This is a genomic window from Lactobacillus rizhaonensis (assembly GCF_036246345.1).
GTDB lineage: Bacteria > Bacillota > Bacilli > Lactobacillales > Lactobacillaceae > Lactobacillus > Lactobacillus rizhaonensis.
The window spans coordinates 437,374-457,147 of the sequence record NZ_BTTV01000001.1 but is presented as its reverse complement, the minus strand read 5'-3'; the positions used below and the strand labels follow the sequence as shown (position 1 = coordinate 457,147).

Here is a 19,774-nt window from a genome sequence, read left to right as displayed (position 1 = left end):
GTACAGTGCTAATTAAATCACTTACATTACCTGCTGTCAATGAAAGTGTATTAATTTTGTATTCTTTTTAGTGAGGGTTTTATTATATAATTTAAAGGTAAACTAAATATTGGAGGATATATTTTGAAGCTTTATAAGAAAAAATTACCATATTTACTGACATTGGTTGTCGGATTACTAGTTTGTACCGGCTTGTCAACTACATCAGTTGCGGCAGATTCGAATAGCGCTCAACCGCCAGTTCAAGATGACAGCAACAAGTCATCGAACAACTCAATTGATGTAAATAATGATAATAATGCCACTAATGATCAAACAGGTAAATCTGATCAAACTGGGACAGACGACACTAATACTAAAAAGCCTAAGCCTAAACAAATTGTTACTGGTTTTTCTATGATGACCAAAGTTGCGGGCAACAAAAATTATAAGGTCTGGAAAGAAGTAAATGACGGGAAGGTTAGCACAAAAGTAGCTGACGGTATTAACTTTCGTTATAGTCATATTCAATCAGATCAGTTGATTGAAACTAAAAAGTATCGCTACTGGCGCATTTATGTTAATGGCAGACAAGTAGGGTATGTTAATGAACGTTACTTTGCCAGAAACCAAATTGCAGTTCCTAAAACTATATCTCTAGTGCGCAATGAGTTCTATAACTTCCCTACGAGAGATGCTATTTCTTATATTACTAACAGCATGGGTACGGTGATTGACAATAGTCAAGTAACTGTTTCAAAAGATAGCATTAATTGCGGAACTCCTAAGACATATAAAGTTAAATATACTTATGGAGATGCGACTGCTACAGTTAAAATAACTGTTAGAAAAAGTAAAAAAGAAGGAGTGGTTGATGCAAATACCGTTACCTCCTTCCCGGCGCAACCTGGTACCAATGACTATCAGGCTTGGAAAACCCATTACGGTTCATCATTAAATTATATTAGTCCAACAGAATACACGCCTGAAACCAATAAACATACTTTGACTAGTGGTGATTTGACCTTAAAAACACGATTATATCAACCAGTTTTACTAAGTGTAGCTGATCCATCAGATGATAATATTAACCGTGTTGGTCACATTCCAGAAGGTGTTACCGTTTCTAATGGCTGGGCATATACTAGTCTTTTAAGCCACACAAATTTGGTATCTGGTCATATTGTTGGTTATGATCTGAATACTTTAACTGACCCGTTTGATGCGCAACATTTACTTGATATGTCGCAAAAGAAGTTTAACAGTTATGTTAAAAACATCAAGGTAAGTCCATATATTCCAATTGGTCATGGTCAAGCATTGGGCGCAAGTGATAAGTATATTTATGTGTTAAATAATGACAATACATTAAATGACACTAATGACTCTGAAGAATTACTTCAAATCCGTAAGAGTGATTTACAAATTAACAAAATTTGGACAATCAAAACTTGGATTGATGATGGCAAGAGTAATCGTTATTTCCAAAATGGTGTAATTGTATCAGATAAGGATATGTACACTGTTTACCATGATACTGCCAATAATTGTTATGAATATTGGGAATTCACTCGTACTGGGGATAACTGGTATCCAAAATTAGTCGGTAAAACTGACGGCAACTTTGTTAATAATAATTCACCTGTTCAAGGATTTACTTATGATACCAAGAATAAGAACTTTTACCTGGCATTCAATGACTTAATCTTTAAGATTGGCCGCGATGGCAAATTAAAAGATACTTATTCTTTTGATACCGGTCGTGAAATTGAAGGTTTATCAGTTAGTGATAATAAATTGTATGTAAACCTTGCACAAAGAGCTGAATTATTGGTAAGCATGAATATTAAATAAAATAAATATTTTTAAATGAGAGCTGAAAGGCTCTTTTTTAGTTCAACGAAAAATTTAGTATTTACAAGTATATAAATAAGTTATATTATTAATATAGTTTTAATAGTAGACCTGTATATTATTTTTTAGAAAAGAAGAGTTCATTTAAAAACAAGTAAAAAGTTTTATCTAAATTTTATATTGTTTGTCTTTTTTAACAATTATATTATTGTAGAATATTTAAAGGAAGGTTAATTTTGCGTTATTTTAATATAAACTCAGAAAATAGAAATTTTGATACCATCATTTATCTTCAAGGTATGCACAAAAATTCTCATAGAAAGTTAAATAGTATCACGAAATGTGCATGGGCTTACATAATTGATCGTAAAGACAAGGATAGAGTAATACCAAAACAGGGACATGGTGAAAACGGTGAATCTGGATACAAAATGAATTTAGAAGCATTAAAAAAGTCAATGGAATACTTAATTAGAAATCAATTAAACCAAACCCATCTTTTATTTGTTTCTGATTATCAGCCATTTACTACAGCTTTGGTAAGCCTAAAGTCTGATGTCAACATTAATAAAAGGAAATATTCATCCGAATGGAAGAAAATTAAATCTCTTCTCGTCAAGTTTCCTAACAGCGAGGTTCTATTTTTAAAAAAAGATGATAAATATTTGGAATCAGTTTTTCCAGAGTATTATTCTAAACTTTCAGAAGTGAAAAATAAAATACATAATGAGCTTGGTGATAGATGATTATGTAGATATTTATTTTTAGTATCTAAACATACTTGTTTTGATTTTTATTTATAGAGGGAGAAAAAATGAATATTGACGATAGTTTTTATAGTCTTTTAAATTCAGCTAAGCATAAAGATGGTAGTGGTCTGAGTTCAAGTGAAAGATGGACACCAAAAGTCAAAAAAAATTACTTTAAACTTTCGGACCCGCTTGATAAAACATTAAATGATGAAGTAAAGTCAAATCTTTTCTATAATTTTGAATATCTCGAATTTCTTCAGTTTGAATATGATAGTCTTGTATTAACTCCGGTTTTAAAAGCTATGATAGTAAAAAACTATATAATTACAGGTGTGTCTATTGTTGAATTATGTTTTCATTTTCATCTATGCTCTTATATTGATAAGAATGATTTACGTAAAATGTCTTTTGATGATAAAATAAAAAAAGAAAAAGAAAATAGTTCAGATTATTATAATCTCACTGAGGCAGATTTTTGTACAATACATAAACTTAGAAGGCTTCGTGATCATGTACACATTTATATACGTAAAAAAAATAGTAATTCCAGTGTAAATAAAAATAAAGAGTATAATATGTTCAGCCCAGATGGTGACAATCCAGACGCTAAAATGGCGATGGAAGATATTTTATTTAAGTTATTCGGAAGAAAGGGTTCTAAATTTACGAAAAATAATGAAGCTTTTAATTATTTAAAAACTGACAAATAAATTACTTTTAATTGTTACTTTTTAGGTATTTTAATTGATTTAAAAAAGAGCTTTTAGCTCTTTTTTTCTTTGTTTTGACAGTCAGGACAAAGGCCGTAGATTTCAACGTGACTTGAAGAAGTGACAAAACCTGTTTGTTTATCTGCCTCATTTCTCATCTGCCCTTCAATTCTACCAAAGTCAGGATAATAAACATCAGCAATTTTACCGCACTTTTTACAAATAATATGAAAGTGTGGCTTTACAAAGTAGTCATAGTGCAGAGAATCATCACCATTTTTTATTTCAGTTATGATACCCGCGTCTACTAGTTTGTTAAGATTGTTATAAACGGTGGCACGATAAGCTGGCTTATCTCCACTGATTGCTGTAAAAATCGTTGAAGCAGTGGGATGATTATGATGTACCATTAAATATTCAAGTATTTTTAAGCGTGGTTTAGTTACTTTTAAGTGATGGCTACGTAGCAGACTTCCTGCTTCATCAGAAAAATTAGGCATGATTCTCATCTCCTCAATTAATTAGAGTATAGCATTTTTTATGTAAAAAAACCGCCTATTGCTAGGCGGTTAAGTATTATTTAGCTTATTTTTTCTCTTGTTTTCGTCTAATTGTTGGCATAATTAAACCAAGTAGGAATAATACCACTGGAGTGGCAATATTTAAACAAAGCGTAAATGGATCATTTGAATACATTCCCATTAAACAGCAGGCAATTGTAACGGCTAATCCCCAAATTCCGGCAGTATAGGCTAACCACTGGTGTTTAGTCATTTGATAGTTATCAGAACCATTATGGAATTTTTCATGTTGTTTACGCAAAGCTAAGTAGGCAATGAAAACCCATAAATAACGCATTGGCATCACTATCGAATTTAGTTTAACTAATTGTGCCATCACAGTTTGTGCATCAGGCATAACAGCCTGCAATGCAATGATACCACCAGAAAGAATGACAATCATCCAGATACCATTAATGTAAGCTCCATGTTTATTGACTTTTAATAACTTCTTTGGGATAAAGTCTTTTGCTTCTTTACCTCCTAAAAGCATTCTCAAAGGAGCATCAATACTGATAACTAGTGCGGAGAATTGGCCGATAACATTGCACCAGGCATATATATAAAGGAATAATCCGCCAACGCCATAATATTCACCTAATTTTTGAAAAGCAATGTACGGACCATTTGAAATGTATTCATTCAAATTACCGTTAACTACTTTAGGATCAAACATTAATGCTAAAGCGATAGTACCTAAGATGGCAGAAATCATTACCATTCCTGCTAATCCTAACATAGCTTTAGGGAAATTTTTTGCAGGTTTTTTTAACTTGTTAACATATGGTGAAATCTTTTCAGCTCCACCTACAGCAAATACCAAAATTGAAAGTGAAGTGAAATACTTCATGTTGAAATCTGGCATAAAGTTTTGCCAATTCCAGTTTATGCTGTTGAAACTAGCATGCGGATTAATCATCGGTGCCGCAAACATCATAATAATAAACAAAATTGACATGATAAACATGGAAGTTCCAGCAATTGTTGATAATGTTTTAATTACTGGAATACCACGGCTGGCTACCCAGCAAAAGAACAAAAATACTGCCAATGTGGCTAATTGTGTCCAGGCAGTTGGCAAACTATCGTACCATTTAGTATTACCAAAAATGCCCCAAGCCATCCCTCTTAAGCCAGTTGTACCCTTACTGGAAATATAAACCACGTGTACTGCCCAGAATGTCCAGCCAGCATAATAAGCCCATTTTGGTCCAATAGTAGCGTTAATCCAGGAAGCAACGCCACCCTCAGAGTCTTTAAAAACTGATCCAAGTTCACCGACCATTAAGGCATAGGGAATAAAGAAAAGCAGGAAAATAATAATCCAGCTGAAAATTACCTTGGTGCCATCAAAATATATGAATCCGTTAACAACGTTGCCAAAGCTCCAGACAATAGAGAAAGCCATAGTGGCCAGCGTTGTCCACATCATCTTTTTAGAATTGTTTGGTGTTTCACCCATGAAACTGCTCCCTTATATAAAAATAACAATTTTTTTATTTTAACTTAAATGTTTTTAAAAATCTAATAATAAGTCACTTGAAATTAATAACAATAATAATCATTGATATATGAATTAAAAAAGTGTAAAACTATTATTATATAATAGAAAAAGGGGTTGTAAGTTTAATGAAAAGAAAATTTAAAAGCAAACTGCTGGTTGCTGGGATTATAGCTGCAGTTGGCTTATTTGTTGGGAGTAACAGTTCATATATATCTGCCAAAAGTTATCATAAAGCAGTAACCAAGATAGCAGGTAATGGTAATTATGCAGTTTATCATTATGCTTCAAAAATGGGGCCATCTGGCAAGTTTACATCGACTAAATATTTCAAGCACGCACAAATTCAGTCTAAACAGTCAATTGCCACTAGGAAAGGCAAGTTTTGGAAGATAATTGTTGACGGGCGCACGGTCGGCTGGGTTAATCAGAACTTTTTTGCCAGAAATAAGATTTCTGTAGCAAAGAACGTAAGTTTAGTACAAAATAATCAATATTCGTTTAATACTAAGGATGCTATCAATTATGTGACTAATAGTGCTGGTACAGCAGTAGACACAAGCAAGGTAACAGTTTCTAAGTCAAAGATTAATTCTGGCACCCCTGGTAAGACCAATGTTGATTATAGTTATGGTAAGGCTAAAGCTACAGTCGATGTGACTGTTCGTTCAGATAAGAACGAAGGTATAGCAAGAGCTGCTAAAACGCCTTTGAACGGACCAAAGGAAGTCTCAACTTGGAAAGGTAGTTCCAAGTCTTCTTCCAGAAACTGGAACGCAGCGCATCATTATACTTCCGAAACAAGATCTAACACGTTTAAAGCTAATGGTTTAACTTTAAAAACCAAGCTGTTCCAGCCTCGTTTTGTCAGTCTGGGCTACAATCAATCTGGTGATAAGATGGGACAAGTAGGCGTAATTCCCGAGGGCATAACTGTGAATGGTTCAGACTTTACGGTTGCTCTGTTTAATTCAAGTAGTGCACAAAACGGTCATTTAGTTTCTTATAATTTAAAACATATTAATAAATTTAAGGCGCAAAATTTACAAACATTGAGATGGTCAACATTTAAGAAATATGCCTCTCATATTAAAGTTAGTCCTTATATTAAATTAGGTCATGGTCAAGCAATAGGATCATCTTCTGCATACATTTACGTTATTGCTAATAACAATACTTCTAGCAATTCAAATGCTTCTGAGGAAATTTTGCAAATACGTAAATCAGATATGAAGATTAATCAAATCTGGACCTTTAGGATTTCTAACTATGGTAGTCCTAGATATATTCATAATGCTACGTTTGCTGGTGACAATACAATGTATTGTCTATTCCATAATGGTGGAAACGGCTATTATGAATATTGGAAAGTAACTCGCAATGGGGATTCCTGGACTCCCGTTGAGGTAGGGGCTACTAAAGGTAACTTTGTAAGCAATGGTTCTCCAGTTCAAGGATTCACGTACGATCAAAATCATAACCAATTTTATATCGGTTTTAATGACTATATCTTTAAGGTTGATGAAGATGGAACATATAAGAGTACCCATCATCTTCACGTAAGGCGTGAAATTGAAGGCTTGTCCTCATCTGGTAGCAAGCTTTACGTTGAATTTGCCCAGCGTGGAGAATTAACAGCTGGTAATACAAATTAAAAAACTATTTTAAGCAGTTTGTTAATCATTAAAGTTTTTGACAACTGATAAAATTCGAATTGGCAATCAAATAAATTATATAAGTCACTGAAATTTTCAGTGGCTATTTTTATTTTAGTAAGACTTTTATTCCTAAAATATTTAAGACTTTCTATATTTGAATGTAATTGTTTTTCAAATAAATTTGTTTTCTGTATTATGGTACGCGACAAGAAAAATAGAGAATACTAAAAGGAGGATTTTTTGGTTAAAAGAGACTTTATTGATACTTGTGGCTTTTCAAGAGACGAAATGAAATTTTTAGCTGATTTAGGTATAAAAATTAAAAAAGCTATTAATCATGGTTATTATCCGTCGCTATTAAGAGGTAAGAGTTTAGGAATGATTTTTGATCAGGTATCTACAAGAACACGCTGCTCTGCCGAAACTGCAATGACTGAATTAGGAGGACATGCCTTGTATTTGGCTCCAGGGCAGATACAACTAGGAGAGAATGGTCACGAGGGCTTAGCAGATACTAGTCATGCTTTAGGCGACTTGGTCGATATTATTGGTGTGAGAACCGCTAGTCATGACGATATTGTTACGATTGCGCAAAATTCGCCGGCTCCTGTTGTTAATTTTATGAGTGATAACGATCATCCTACTCAGGCACTGGGAGATTTAATTACGATTAAAGAATTTTTACCTAAGGATAAGAAAATTTCCGATGTGAAGTTGGTTTTTGTAGGGGATGCAACCCAAATTACTGTTTCAGCATTATTTTTGTGTGCTCAAATGGGAATGCAGTTTGTCCAATATGGTCCTAAAGAAAAGCAATTATCTCCAAAAATATTGCGAAAAGCAGAAAAAATAGCTCAGCAAAATGGTAGTTCAATTACTCTATCTGAAGATGAAAAAGTCTTAGAAAATGCTGATTTTATTTATACGGATGTTTGGTATGGCCTATATGATAAAGAGCTAGATCAAAAAGAATATCTAAAAATCTTTTATCCTAAGTATCAAGTTAATGATGAGATGCTTACTAAGACACACAATCCTGATGTTAAGTTCATGCATTGTTTGCCAGCAAACAGAGGTGAAGAGGTTACAGTCTCTGTCCTTGACGGTAAAAAATCCATTGTCTGGCAACAAGCAGCAAATAAAAAGACAGCGATGAGAGCAGTATTTACTTATTTACTTAAAGATCAACTAAGTAATGTAGCAAAAGAACGTTTACAAAATTTAATAGCTTAAAACAAAAAGAGTATCTATTGCTAAATTGCAATAAATACTCTTTATTTAATTAATTCAATGGGTCCCCTGAGAGTCGAACTCAGATTTTAAGAACCGGAATCTTACGTGCGATCCATTACACTAAGGACCCGAATTTGCACAACAACAAGTATAACAGAAATAAAACAAAAATTGAATTGTTTTTTCTTGATACTGATAAAAGAGCTGACGTTTTGCACGCTTTTCTGCATGTACCAACTAATTTGTTAAGACTTTCTAATTGCGGCGATTTCACTTGAATTATTTTTTGAGTGTTGCTATACTGTATTTGTCGATTGAGGAATGGATAAATTGATTACTGTCGGTTTACGTTTCTCATATATTTTTAGACAATCTGGGACACCTAATGACAACAAATGGGTCAATTTGGTCCCAGAAGAAGGAGAGAAATTAATGTACTCGGAATTTCCTGTGCTTGAAGCTCTCGTTCCTGACATCTTAAAAGTTTTTCGACAAAGATATCTTGTCCTTGAGCAAGTATCGCTTAATGCGCCAATAGGCCGTAGAAGCGTAGCTCAGTCTTTAGGACTATCTGAAAGAAATGTGCGAACAGAAACTGAGTATCTGCGTGATCGAGGTTTGATTGAGATTAAAAGCTTTGGCATGTTTATGACAGAGAAGGGCAAAAAGATATTGCAAGAGGCGGCTCCTCTTATAGATCGGTTATTTAACGCGCGCAAAACAGAAATTGATTTAGCGCGTAAACTCGGTATCGAGCGCACGATTATTGTGCCGGGCGATAGTGATTTACAAGAATTGGTTTATGAGAGAATGGGTGAAGAACTTAATGCAGCTCTTGACTTATTGCTACCCCTAGGCCATTCAATTATTACTGTTCTGGGTGGTGAGGCTCTTGCAAAATCAACTAGGAATTTGTCTAAAAGTTTAAGTAAAAATCGACAACTGGAATTTGTGCCAGGTCGTGGGGCTCTAGGCGAAAATGTTGCTATTCAAAGCAATACGATTGTGCAGAAAATGGCTGCTGAAACTGGTGGTAAATATAAAACATTGTACTTACCAGAACAGATTTCTCAAGCAGCTTACAATTCGCTAATTCGTGAATCTACCTTTACTGATGTCTTAGAGGATATTTCTCAGACGGATGTAGTAATTCATGGAATTGGATTAGCTCACGACATGGCAAGACGTAGAGGATACGATTCAATTCGTTTATCTGAATTGCGTGAAAAACATGTAGTCACCGAATGTTTTGGGTGTTTCTTCGATGGCGAAGGAAAGATTGTCGACCGCGTACATCAGGTTGGTTTGCAGTTTGAGAATCTAAATAAAATACCTCATATATTTGCATTTGCTTGTGGCAGCCGTAAGGCTAAGGCAATCAAGGCATATATGCCCAATGCTCCGCATCAAACCTGGTTAATTACTGATGAGGGAGCCTCAGAGAAGATTTTAAAGGAGAAGTAATTCTCATTTAAAATAAATTGATGTTTACAGTTCTTACATAGTTCTTAAGGAGGACTTTAGAATATGACAGTTAAAATTGGTATTAACGGCTTTGGCCGTATTGGTCGTTTGGCATTCCGTCGGATCATGGATTTAGGCGAAAAGTCAAAGGATATTGAAGTTGTTGCTATTAACGACTTGACTACCCCAGCACTTTTAGCACACCTGCTAAAATATGACTCAACTCATGGTACTTTTGACCACGAAGTTTCAGCTACTGAAGATTCAATCGTTGTAGATGGTAAGAAATACCGTGTATACGCAGAACCACAAGCTCAAAACATTCCTTGGGTTAAGAATGACGGTGTTGACTTTGTTCTTGAATGTACTGGTTTCTACACCAGCAAGGCTAAGTCACAAGCTCACCTTGACGCAGGTGCCAAGAGAGTCTTGATTTCAGCTCCTGCTGGCAATGACTTAAAGACTATTGTTTACTCAGTAAACGATGACACTTTAGATGCAAACGACAAGATCGTTTCAGCTGGTTCATGTACTACTAACTCATTAGCACCAATGGTTGACGCTTTGCAAAAAGAATTTGGCATCAAGGTAGCTACTATGACTACTATCCACGCTTACACTTCAACCCAAATGCTTTTGGACGGTCCTGTTCGTGGTGGTAACAAGCGTTCAGCTCGTGCCGCTGCAGTTAACATTATTCCTCACTCAACTGGTGCTGCTAAGGCTATTGGTCTTGTTGTTCCTGAATTGAACGGTAAAGTTAACGGTCACGCACAACGTGTTCCAGTTACTGATGGCTCATTAACTGAATTAGTTTCAATCCTTGACAAGAAAGTTACTGCTGACGAAGTTAACTCAGCATTGAAGAAGTACGAAAGCCCATCATTTGCTTACAACGATGACGAAATCGTTTCAAGTGATGTAGTTGGTATGACTGCTGGTTCAATCTTTGACCCAACTCAAACTATGGTAACTACTGCCGGTGACAATCAATTAGTTAAGACTGTTGCTTGGTATGACAATGAATACTCATTCACTTGCCAAATGGTTCGTACTTTGTTGAAATTTGCTACTCTTTAATCTGTAATATTTGATTACTGTTAAGTGGTGAAAGAGAAGGCGGAGGGAAATTCTTCCTTCCGCCTTTTTTTCAAAATAAAAATAATTAAGTTATTGGAGGATATAGATGGCTAAATTAATTGTTTCTGACCTTGATGTAAAAGACAAAAAGGTTTTAGTTCGTGTTGATTTTAACGTGCCAATTAAAGATGGTGTTATTGGAGATGACAACAGAATTGTTGCTGCCCTTCCTACCATTAAATACATCATTGAAAATGGTGGTAAGGCAATTTTGCTCAGTCACTTGGGACGTGTAAAGTCAGATGACGATAAGAAAGAATTGTCATTAAAACCAGTTGCTGAACGTTTGAGTGAACTTTTAAAGAAACCTGTAACCTTTGTTCCGGCTAACGAAGGTAAAGAAGTTGAAGATGCCGTTGCTAAGATGCAAGACGGTGACGTTGATGTTCTAGAAAACACTCGTTTCCAAGATATTGACAATGACTTTGGCAAGCGTGAAAGTAAGAATGATCCTAAACTGGGTGAATACTGGGCCTCATTAGGAGATATGTATGTTAACGATGCCTTTGGTACTGCTCACAGAAGCCACGCTTCCAATGTTGGTATTGCTGAAGCTATGAAGAAGGATGGCAAGCCTGTTGCTGCTGGTTTCTTAATGGAAAAAGAAATTAAGTTTTTAGGCGATGCTGTTGCTAACCCTGTACATCCATTTGTTACTATCTTGGGTGGTGCTAAAGTTTCAGATAAGATTGATGTTATCACTAACCTTATTCCAAAATCTGACCACATTTTAATTGGTGGCGGTATGGCTTATACTTTCTTAGCAGCCCAAGGTCATGAAATTGGTAAATCATTGTTTGAACCAGATAAAGTCGATCTTGCTAAAAAATTGTTGAAAGACGCTGATGGTAAGATTGTATTACCTGTTGACAATGTTGCAGCAACTGAGTTTTCAAACGATGCTGCTCGTAAAGTTGTCGGCGATGACATTCCAGAAAACATGATGGGTCTTGATATAGGTCCTAAGACTGTTGCTAAGTTCAAAGATGTTTTAAAAGATGCTAAGACTGTTGTTTGGAACGGACCAATGGGTGCCTTTGAAATGTCAAACTTTGCTGAAGGTACATTGGAAGTTGGTAAGGCCCTTGCTGATTTGACAGATGCTACTACTATTATCGGTGGTGGTGATTCGACAGCAGCTGCTAAACAACTTGGTATTGCTCCAAAGATTACCCACATCTCAACTGGTGGTGGAGCTTCCTTACAATACCTTGAAGGTAAGGAATTACCAGGAATTGCCTGCATTTCAGACAAGTAAACTTTAAGAAAGGACATTATTTACATGCGTACACCAATTATTGCTGGTAACTGGAAATTACATATGAATCCTAAGCAAACAACTGAGTTTGTTGCTGCTGTAAAGGATAAATTGCCAGAAGCAAGTAAGGTTGAAGCACTAATTTGTGCTCCTGCCGTCGATCTTGAAAGTTTAGCAAACGCAGCTGCTGGTTCAAACCTGCGCGTCGGTGCAGAAAATGCTTATTTCGAAGATGAAGGTGCCTTTACTGGTGAAACCTCACCTAAAGTTTTAAAAGAAATGGGCATGAACTATTGTATTATTGGTCACTCTGAACGTCGTGGCTATTTCCATGAAACAGATGAAGACATTAACAAGAAAGCCAAGGCTTTATTTGCTAACGGCATTACCCCAATTATTTGTTGTGGTGAATCACTTGAAACACGTGAAGCTAATAAGCAAGAAGATTGGGTTGTTAGTCAAATCAAGGCTGCACTTGCTGGTTTGTCAGCCGATCAAGTATCTAATTTAGTTATTGCTTATGAACCAATCTGGGCTATTGGTACCGGTAAGACTGCCAGTTCTGATCAAGCTGAAGAAATGTGCAAGACTATTCGCGATACTGTCAAGGATTTATATAATGAAGAAACTGCAGAGAATGTCAGAATTCAATATGGTGGTTCTGTAAATCCAGGCAATGTTAAGGAATTAATGGCAAAACCTGATATTGATGGTGGCTTAGTCGGCGGTGCTTCACTTAAACCTGATTCATTCTTAGAATTAGTAAATTATCAAGATTAATTTTTAACTGTATACGATAAAATAAGTCTCTGATTTTTCAGAGGCTTTTTTGTTTAATATTTCCACTATTGCTTGCTTTTATCATAATGCGTGTCCATAATAGGATGAAATAATTCCAATATGGGAGGTAAAGATTATGAAATTACGTAAAACAATTACTTGGGCAGTTGTTGTGGCTGCTTTAGCTGCAACAAGTGGAATTAGTGTTAATCAGACGAATTTGGTTCAAGCGGCAAGTACTTCTAAAAATGCCAAAATTTCTACTAACAAAACAAAATATGGTTTTAAGAGAGACTTTAAGTTTCCTAAATCATGGCGTGGTAAATGGTATAGTATGACCCATGATAAGTTAAGCAAAATGGCCGTTAAAAAGAGCGGTTTCAATACGCCTTGGACCGGAGAATATGTTGAATTGGTTTCAGCAGGTAAAGTAAAAGGCACCAATAAATACTTGTGGCAAATGCCTCAAAGTTGGTTTACCAAGCATGACAAGATTTTCAAACATTTGGGTAGAGTAACCACTAATAAGATTAGCAATAAAAAATGGATTGTCTTTAGTCCAATAGATGAAAACAATATTGAAATTGGCTTCGCTTTTAGATTAAGGAATGAAAAAGTTGCTGGTAAAACTCAAAAAGTAATATTTGAAGCTAATCCTAAAACCGGTGAAATCGTTGACCAGTTCTTCCGTTCACCAAAATTAGCGCAAAAATATCAACACTATAATTTTAAGGGTGAAACATATGCACCTTCATTTAACCAGTATTAAGTAAAGAAAATATCTGATTTTAAAACTAATTCTCAATTAAGGAATTAGTTTTTTTAATAAATTGAATTACTTTATACAATCAACCAGTTTATAATTATTACTATAAATAAAAACACAATATTGTTTTACAGGAGAGAAAAATGGCTAAAAAAATTATTACTATATTTGCATTAGCAGGCTTAGCTATACCTATGACAGTGCCACTTGCAAATGTTCAACCAAAAATTGTGCAAGCTGCGAAAACTAAGAAAAACAAATATGGTTTTGGAAAACAATTTAAATTTCCCAAAACCTGGCGTGGCAAATGGTATAGCAATAACAATTTTACTCCCAATCCCATGAATATTCATACGTCTGCGATCAATATGCCGTTAACCAATGATTATATCAAGGTAATTAAAGTCGGAATGGTCAAAGGTACAAAGAAATATACTTGGGAAATGCCTTCAGCTTGGCAAGAGGAAAATCAGAGCATTTTAGCAAAATATTTGCGAGTGTCCAGCAAAAAAATGCATGGGAGTAGATGGATCATACTAAGTCCGGTACAGGAAAAAACAACTAAAAACGGAAATGCTTTCACAGTTAAGACTGAAAAAATAGCTGGTAAAAAACATAAAGTTTTATTTCAAAGTAATCCAGAAAATGGTTTAGTAACTAACCAATTTTTTAAAACAAAATCTTTAACAAATAAGTATAGTGCATATGAATTTAAAAATGTGAAATATAATAAAGTTAACCCACGTTAATTATGAAGCTGCGATCTTAATATTGTGATTGCAGCTTTTAAAAAGGAGAAAAAGTGAAACTATTATTAACAGGCGATAGCATTATTGCTCGCAAAGAAGGTTTAAAATCACCTCGTATTAATAATGCAATTAAAGCAAAAATACCAGATATTGAGATTGTCAATACTGCAGTTTCCGGAGTAAATTCGGGAGCTTTTTATGCATTACTGCCAGATTTGATCCTAAAAATTGAACGCTGCGATAAGTTGGTATTGCTTTTAGGGACAAACGATATAGCAAAACACAAGCGGGTGCCTATCGCTCAATTCAAGAGAAACATGGCTCTTATTATATCTAGCATAATTTGTTTATATTATCCACAAAATGTAATTTTAATTTCCCCTTCTGCTGTTGATCAAAATAGGCAAAATAAGCGGACCAACCGTGAAATTGCTGTTTATAATGCTGAGCTGATCAAGTTAGCAGAAACCTACAATTTAAATTTTATTAATCTATTCCAAGCTATGATTGATCATGGCAATTTAACAACACTCTGTAAAGGGCAATTGGATGACGGCTTACATTTTGGAAAAGAAGGATATAACCTATTAGCGAATTTAATAGTTAAAAAACTGCAAGAATAGGAATCAAGCTCAGTATTAGAAAAATCCTTGCTATGGAGCTAACTCTAAGGTATACACTTTATTTCAAAATGATAAAGGAGTACCAAAATGAAAGAAACAACACTAAATAATGGTATATCAATGCCTACTCTAGGTATAGGCGCTTTTCAAATAACTGACCTGACTATGGCTGAAAATGTAGTTGAAGATGCAATTCGAATAGGATATCGTCTGATCGATACAGCTTCATCCTATGGTAATGAAGAGGCGGTAGGCAAGGCCATTAAAAACAGTGGAGTTGATAGAACTGATTTGTTTATCACCACTAAATTATGGGTATCTGATACAGGTTATGAGGCAACCAAACGGGCAATTGCCACTTCTCTAAGAAAATTACAGCTTGATTATTTAGATCTGTATCTAATACATCAGCCTTATGGTGATGTTTATGGTTCCTGGCGTGCAATGGAAGAAGCATATAAGGCCGGAATTATCAGAGCAATTGGGGTTTCTAATTTTTCACCAGACCGTGTTCTCGATTTAAGTTTGTATAATGATATTCGTCCTGCTGTTAACCAGATTGAAATTAATCCTTGGATGCAAGAAGCAAAAGAGGTTTCTTTCCTCCAAGAAAATAAAATTCAACCCGAAGCTTGGGCACCTTTTGCGGAAGGAAAGCATAATGTGTTTACTAATTCGTTAATTAGGCAGATAGCTGCAGATCATCATAAAACAACTGGTCAAGTTATCTTACGCTGGTTAGTTCAAAGAGGAATAGTAGTAATTCCAAAATCAATTCATCACGATCGCTTGGTAGAAAACAGTAAAATTTTTGACTTTGAATTAAATCCAGCTGAAATGGCACAAATAAAAAATCTGGATAAAAACGAAAGTCAGTTTTTTGATCATCGTGATCCAGCAGCAGTGAGAAATATTCATGATTTAATTAGAAATGTTGATTAAAGGAAAACGAATTTTGACAATAAACGAAATTAGTAAAAAATTTGGCTTATCTAAAGATACTTTACGTTACTGGGAAAAACAGAAGTTGATACCTACTGTTAAAAGGGACGAAAATGGCTATCGCGTGTATGACACAAAGGAGCAAAACTGGATTTTTTACATTATGGTTTTACGTAATGCGGGGATGTCTATCAAAAAATTAAAAGAATTTGTAGATTTATATATGGAAAATAATTCAACCGCAGAAAGACGAAAGCAATTACTAATTAAGCAACGAAATCAGTTAGATGAAGAAATTAAAAATATTAAAAAAACAGTTAATTATCTAGATTATAAAATTGATCATTTTGATGACCAATTGTTAAGTTTCGAAAAAGAAAAACTAGCATACGATAAACAAATTTAAACCATACTTAGATAAACGTTCTTAAAACTAATTATTAATTTTAGGGACGTTTTTTATTGTATTGAGCCAATATGGGGCACGATTACAATTGTATCTTGTCTAACATAATTTAATTTGTTAATATTGCTAATACATTAAAGAATAATTAAATAAACAGTTAAAATTGTTTTACTGCCATTAGAAACAATAAAGGAGGGCCAAAATGTATCATTATCTCAAAAAACATGCATTTGCAGTTATAACAGCTTGTCTATTACTTTTAGTAGATTCTATGTTGCAAGTTTTGGCTGCTACCAAAATGGCCGTACTGGCAAATTATTTAATTGCCGGTAAAATTAGGCCTTTTGTTAGCATGTTGGTAATGATCTTTTTACTTTGGTTTCTCACGTTTCTTATTTCTTTTCTGGAAAGTTATATTCAAGAAACAGTTACACAAGATATTCTCGGCAATATTCGCAATGACATAGTTACTAGTCTAATTAAACTTCCTCAAAATGAATTTAAACAAAATCCAGTGGATTATTATGAATCTTACCTGCAAAATGACGTCAATTTAATTCAAAAAGAAGGTCTTAATACCTTTTTTCTAATAGTACGTTTTAGCGGTAATGCAATTTTTGCGTTAATAGCTTTATACCTTTATAGCAATATTCTATTTCTTGCAGCTATTTTGTTAGTTTTAGTGATTATATTAGTCCCGCGTTTCTGCAAAAGATTTCTGACAGCAGGGGTTACTAAAATTTCTCAGGCTAACGAAAATTTTTTAAAATTTACTAGTAGCGGTTTACACGGCTATGATACTCTATACGCTTTTAACGCTTTGGGTGAAATCAAGAAGTTAGTTGCGACGGGATCACAAAGTTTAAAGCAGGCAAATGTACATAACACTGTCAGACGTTCCGCTGTGGATATTATTACAGGTGTAATCAATATTGGTAGTCAACTTCTTATTCTAGGTATTACAGGGCTTCTTCATTTTCAAGGAAAAATTAGTGCAGGTGCTATTTTGTCCACGGCTGAATTAGCTACTAAGGTTTTTGACTCTGCCGGAATTATTAATCGTTACTTTGCACAATTGCTTTCTACTTCCAGTATTTTTGCTAAATTTAATGAGCTGAAAGGACAAGAAGAGAGTGAAAATGACAATTTTGCTAAAATTAATTTTTCAATGGAGTTTAAGTCACTGGAATTTAAAAATGTCACCTTTTCATATCCTAATGCAAAAGAAAAAATTCTGCATAACTTTTCTTATGTCTTTAAAAAAGGTGATTTTTATAAATTAAATGGGATTTCTGGCCGGGGTAAATCCACGTTACTTAAATTGGCAACGGGTCAACTTACTCCTACTAAAGGCGAAATTTTACTGAATGGGATCAATATTACTGTTATACCCCGTAACGTAATAAACTCAATAATTATCTATCTGCCCCAGACAGTGACAGTGTTTCCTCGCAGTATTAATTATAATATCTTGCTGGGACGAAACTATAATAAAGCAAGTCTAGATAGGGTAAAACAAGATTTTGAAGTTAATGAAAATTGGCATTATAATTCCTTATCTGGCGGTCAAACTCAACGTATTGCGTTAGCTAGACTAATCGATACTAAGGGTAAATTAATTTTACTGGATGAGAGCTTTTCCAGTATTGACCTGAAAACAGCACAAGATTTATTGCAAAAATTATTAAATAGGGTGGAAAGCGTAATTGTTGTTTCACATCGAAGTGCAGAAGTTGCTAACTTTTCCTTCAAAAATTTGGTATTAAAATAATATTTTGTAAACTAGCCTAATAAAGCGTTACTAGCAGTTTAGCTAAGCTATCCTGCAAGTAGCGCCTTTTTAATTAAAATTAACATTATATTTACGACCGACGGGTGGAAAAGTTGGCAGTCGTAACGGGGTGGTATGCCATTGAGTAAAAAGCGTGGCACACAATAGGATAAAGGGTACATCTTCAGGACGATCAATATCACAAATTAAAACGACCCCTTCACTGCGAACAACTGTCCTAACAGTGGCAACTTTTTTGATACCAAAAAGAAATTTGTAGCTTCCTTTTTTAATACTGCCAGTAACTATGTAGTTTAAGCGAGTAACATAGAAAAGGTTAGCTACCTTATTGTTTAACCTTTTAACTTTAACCAAAGAGTGATTAACCACATCAATGGTGTAAGAAGAGATGATGCCATTACCATCAGTGTACAGCCGTCCTATTTCTTTGCCAGTAAACTTTTTTAAGTACAGGGTATGATTGGGATTATCTAAATTGCCTTGAATAATATATTCAATTTTGTCTTTTTCATTTGCGACAGGTATTTGACCATATTCCTGTTTTTGAGTTAATTCCAATAAGTAGCGCATTTAAGCACCTCTATTCTTTTGCGTTATTTTTAATAAATTTCCTTAAAATATAAGCAACTCCATTATCATTGTTTGATTTAGTTCTAACTTGCGCCAATTTCTTAATAGTGGGTACTGCGTTTGCCATTGCTACTCCAACACCTGCATCCCTAATCATACTGGCATCATTGAGATTATCCCCGATTGCGGCTACTTCCTCTGTTTTGATACCTTTTTTTCTGGCGTAATCTAAAAGAGCAGGGCCTTTCTGTGCTTTAATATCGTTAATCTCAATGTTAGCTGCAGAGCTTGATGTCACAACAACACCGTCTACATCCTTGATTTCTTTTTTAACTTTGGTAAAAGCAGCAGGTCCATGTGCATCAAAAGCAATTATTTTCATAATTTCGGTTTTGGGGTTAGTTAATAACTTATCAAAGTTTTTTTCCAAGGTCATACTAAACATAGCGTTACTACCAGCCGCAGTTGCAACTGCTTTTTTAAAAGTTACTCCTGGGTTCAGAGTCATTAGTGCACGAGCTAAGTTAACCACACGTTTACTGATATCACTTGAATATATTTGCTCGGCGGTAACTAATTCAAAATAAATATTGTTTTGTTCAAGAATATTTGCGATTACATGTGCCTTCTCATTAGGCAATTTATGCTTAATCTGCAAATTATCATTTTCATCATATACTAAGGCACCATTGATATTAATAAAACCCGTTTTTAAGCCATAATCTCTAATAGTTTTCCGTGATTGCCGTGGTGCACGCCCTGTAGCTACTAAAAATTCAATTCCATTTCTTTGTGCTGCCCGAATTGCAGACACGTTTTCGTCTGAAATTCTCATATCGCTGTTAAAAAGGGTTCCGTCTAAATCACAAGCTACTAATTTAATCACAGATAATTAACTCCTCCTAGTTACAGATCATTTCTTTATCTACCATATTACCATATATGAAGAAATTCTCACTTTTATAATTTTAGATAATAAAAAGAGCTAAAATGTATTAAATTTCACCACATCGATAATTAATTTCATGATACCATAA

19 protein-coding genes are annotated in these 19,774 nt (G+C 34.5%); 15 read left to right on the top strand and 4 right to left on the bottom strand.

Annotated elements, in window-relative coordinates:
* The first annotated feature begins 276 nt into the window (after positions 1 to 276).
* The 3 genes from AAA915_RS02185 to AAA915_RS02175 all read left to right on the top strand — a co-directional run bounded on the left by AAA915_RS02185 (position 277) and on the right by AAA915_RS02175 (position 3,295).
* Positions 277 to 1,833 carry an SH3-like domain-containing protein gene (locus tag AAA915_RS02185; protein ID WP_420915103.1) on the top strand — a complete coding sequence of 519 codons (1,557 nt, stop codon included), beginning with the start codon at positions 277 to 279 and terminating at the stop codon, positions 1,831 to 1,833.
* Positions 1,834 to 2,069: 236 nt separating this feature from the next.
* Positions 2,070 to 2,579, top strand: coding sequence for a hypothetical protein (locus AAA915_RS02180; RefSeq protein ID WP_338199477.1), 510 nt, complete (start codon positions 2,070 to 2,072; stop codon positions 2,577 to 2,579).
* 68 nt (positions 2,580 to 2,647) lie between these two features.
* Positions 2,648 to 3,295, top strand: a complete 648-nt coding sequence (locus AAA915_RS02175; protein ID WP_338199475.1) for a hypothetical protein — start codon at positions 2,648 to 2,650, stop codon at positions 3,293 to 3,295.
* 53 nt (positions 3,296 to 3,348) lie between these two features.
* On the opposite strand, the gene AAA915_RS02170 is transcribed toward AAA915_RS02175, so the two are convergent.
* Both AAA915_RS02170 and AAA915_RS02165 read right to left on the bottom strand, forming a co-directional pair.
* Positions 3,349 to 3,795 (bottom strand): Fur family transcriptional regulator, encoded by a 447-nt coding sequence (locus tag AAA915_RS02170; RefSeq protein ID WP_338199473.1) that lies wholly within the window; start codon positions 3,793 to 3,795, stop codon positions 3,349 to 3,351.
* Positions 3,796 to 3,880: 85 nt separating this feature from the next.
* The gene (locus AAA915_RS02165; protein WP_338199471.1) at positions 3,881 to 5,317 is read right to left on the bottom strand and encodes an APC family permease; all 1,437 of its coding nucleotides are present in this window, start codon (positions 5,315 to 5,317) and stop codon (positions 3,881 to 3,883) included.
* 167 nt (positions 5,318 to 5,484) lie between these two features.
* Here AAA915_RS02165 and AAA915_RS02160 point away from each other — a divergent pair, with 167 nt between their 5' ends.
* The 12 genes from AAA915_RS02160 (at position 5,485) to AAA915_RS02105 (ending at position 18,146) form a co-directional block, all read left to right on the top strand.
* On the top strand, positions 5,485 to 7,011 hold the full coding sequence (locus AAA915_RS02160) for an LBA0864 family S-layer associated protein (RefSeq protein ID WP_338199469.1): 1,527 nt from the start codon (positions 5,485 to 5,487) through the stop codon (positions 7,009 to 7,011).
* A 243-nt stretch (positions 7,012 to 7,254) separates the two neighbouring features.
* Positions 7,255 to 8,247 (top strand): ornithine carbamoyltransferase, encoded by a 993-nt coding sequence (gene argF / locus AAA915_RS02155; protein WP_338199467.1) that lies wholly within the window; start codon positions 7,255 to 7,257, stop codon positions 8,245 to 8,247.
* 432 nt (positions 8,248 to 8,679) lie between these two features.
* Positions 8,680 to 9,711 (top strand): sugar-binding transcriptional regulator, encoded by a 1,032-nt coding sequence (locus AAA915_RS02150; protein ID WP_338199825.1) that lies wholly within the window; start codon positions 8,680 to 8,682, stop codon positions 9,709 to 9,711.
* A 63-nt stretch (positions 9,712 to 9,774) separates the two neighbouring features.
* A complete protein-coding gene (gene gap / locus AAA915_RS02145) occupies positions 9,775 to 10,791 on the top strand; it encodes a type I glyceraldehyde-3-phosphate dehydrogenase (protein ID WP_046331890.1) in 1,017 nt (338 codons plus the stop codon).
* 106 nt (positions 10,792 to 10,897) lie between these two features.
* Positions 10,898 to 12,109 carry a phosphoglycerate kinase gene (locus AAA915_RS02140; protein WP_338199464.1) on the top strand — a complete coding sequence of 404 codons (1,212 nt, stop codon included), beginning with the start codon at positions 10,898 to 10,900 and terminating at the stop codon, positions 12,107 to 12,109.
* Between the two features lie 24 nt (positions 12,110 to 12,133).
* The gene (gene tpiA / locus AAA915_RS02135; RefSeq protein ID WP_338199462.1) at positions 12,134 to 12,889 is read left to right on the top strand and encodes a triose-phosphate isomerase; all 756 of its coding nucleotides are present in this window, start codon (positions 12,134 to 12,136) and stop codon (positions 12,887 to 12,889) included.
* A 136-nt stretch (positions 12,890 to 13,025) separates the two neighbouring features.
* Positions 13,026 to 13,658, top strand: a complete 633-nt coding sequence (locus AAA915_RS02130) for a hypothetical protein (protein WP_338199460.1) — start codon at positions 13,026 to 13,028, stop codon at positions 13,656 to 13,658.
* 140 nt (positions 13,659 to 13,798) lie between these two features.
* The gene (locus AAA915_RS02125; protein WP_338199458.1) at positions 13,799 to 14,404 is read left to right on the top strand and encodes a hypothetical protein; all 606 of its coding nucleotides are present in this window, start codon (positions 13,799 to 13,801) and stop codon (positions 14,402 to 14,404) included.
* A 53-nt stretch (positions 14,405 to 14,457) separates the two neighbouring features.
* On the top strand, positions 14,458 to 15,027 hold the full coding sequence (locus AAA915_RS02120) for a GDSL-type esterase/lipase family protein (protein ID WP_338199456.1): 570 nt from the start codon (positions 14,458 to 14,460) through the stop codon (positions 15,025 to 15,027).
* Between the two features lie 87 nt (positions 15,028 to 15,114).
* Positions 15,115 to 15,969 carry an aldo/keto reductase gene (locus tag AAA915_RS02115; RefSeq protein ID WP_338199454.1) on the top strand — a complete coding sequence of 285 codons (855 nt, stop codon included), beginning with the start codon at positions 15,115 to 15,117 and terminating at the stop codon, positions 15,967 to 15,969.
* A 13-nt stretch (positions 15,970 to 15,982) separates the two neighbouring features.
* Positions 15,983 to 16,375 (top strand): MerR family transcriptional regulator, encoded by a 393-nt coding sequence (locus tag AAA915_RS02110; protein WP_338199452.1) that lies wholly within the window; start codon positions 15,983 to 15,985, stop codon positions 16,373 to 16,375.
* A gap of 202 nt (positions 16,376 to 16,577) precedes the next feature.
* Positions 16,578 to 18,146 (top strand): ATP-binding cassette domain-containing protein, encoded by a 1,569-nt coding sequence (locus tag AAA915_RS02105; RefSeq protein WP_338199450.1) that lies wholly within the window; start codon positions 16,578 to 16,580, stop codon positions 18,144 to 18,146.
* A 69-nt stretch (positions 18,147 to 18,215) separates the two neighbouring features.
* Here AAA915_RS02105 and AAA915_RS02100 read toward each other — a convergent pair whose 3' ends face one another.
* Both AAA915_RS02100 and AAA915_RS02095 read right to left on the bottom strand, forming a co-directional pair.
* Entirely contained in the window at positions 18,216 to 18,737 is a 522-nt protein-coding gene (locus tag AAA915_RS02100; RefSeq protein ID WP_338199448.1) for an LURP-one-related/scramblase family protein, read from the bottom strand.
* A gap of 10 nt (positions 18,738 to 18,747) precedes the next feature.
* Entirely contained in the window at positions 18,748 to 19,623 is an 876-nt protein-coding gene (locus AAA915_RS02095) for a Cof-type HAD-IIB family hydrolase (protein ID WP_338199446.1), read from the bottom strand.
* Positions 19,624 to 19,774: the final 151 nt, after the last annotated feature.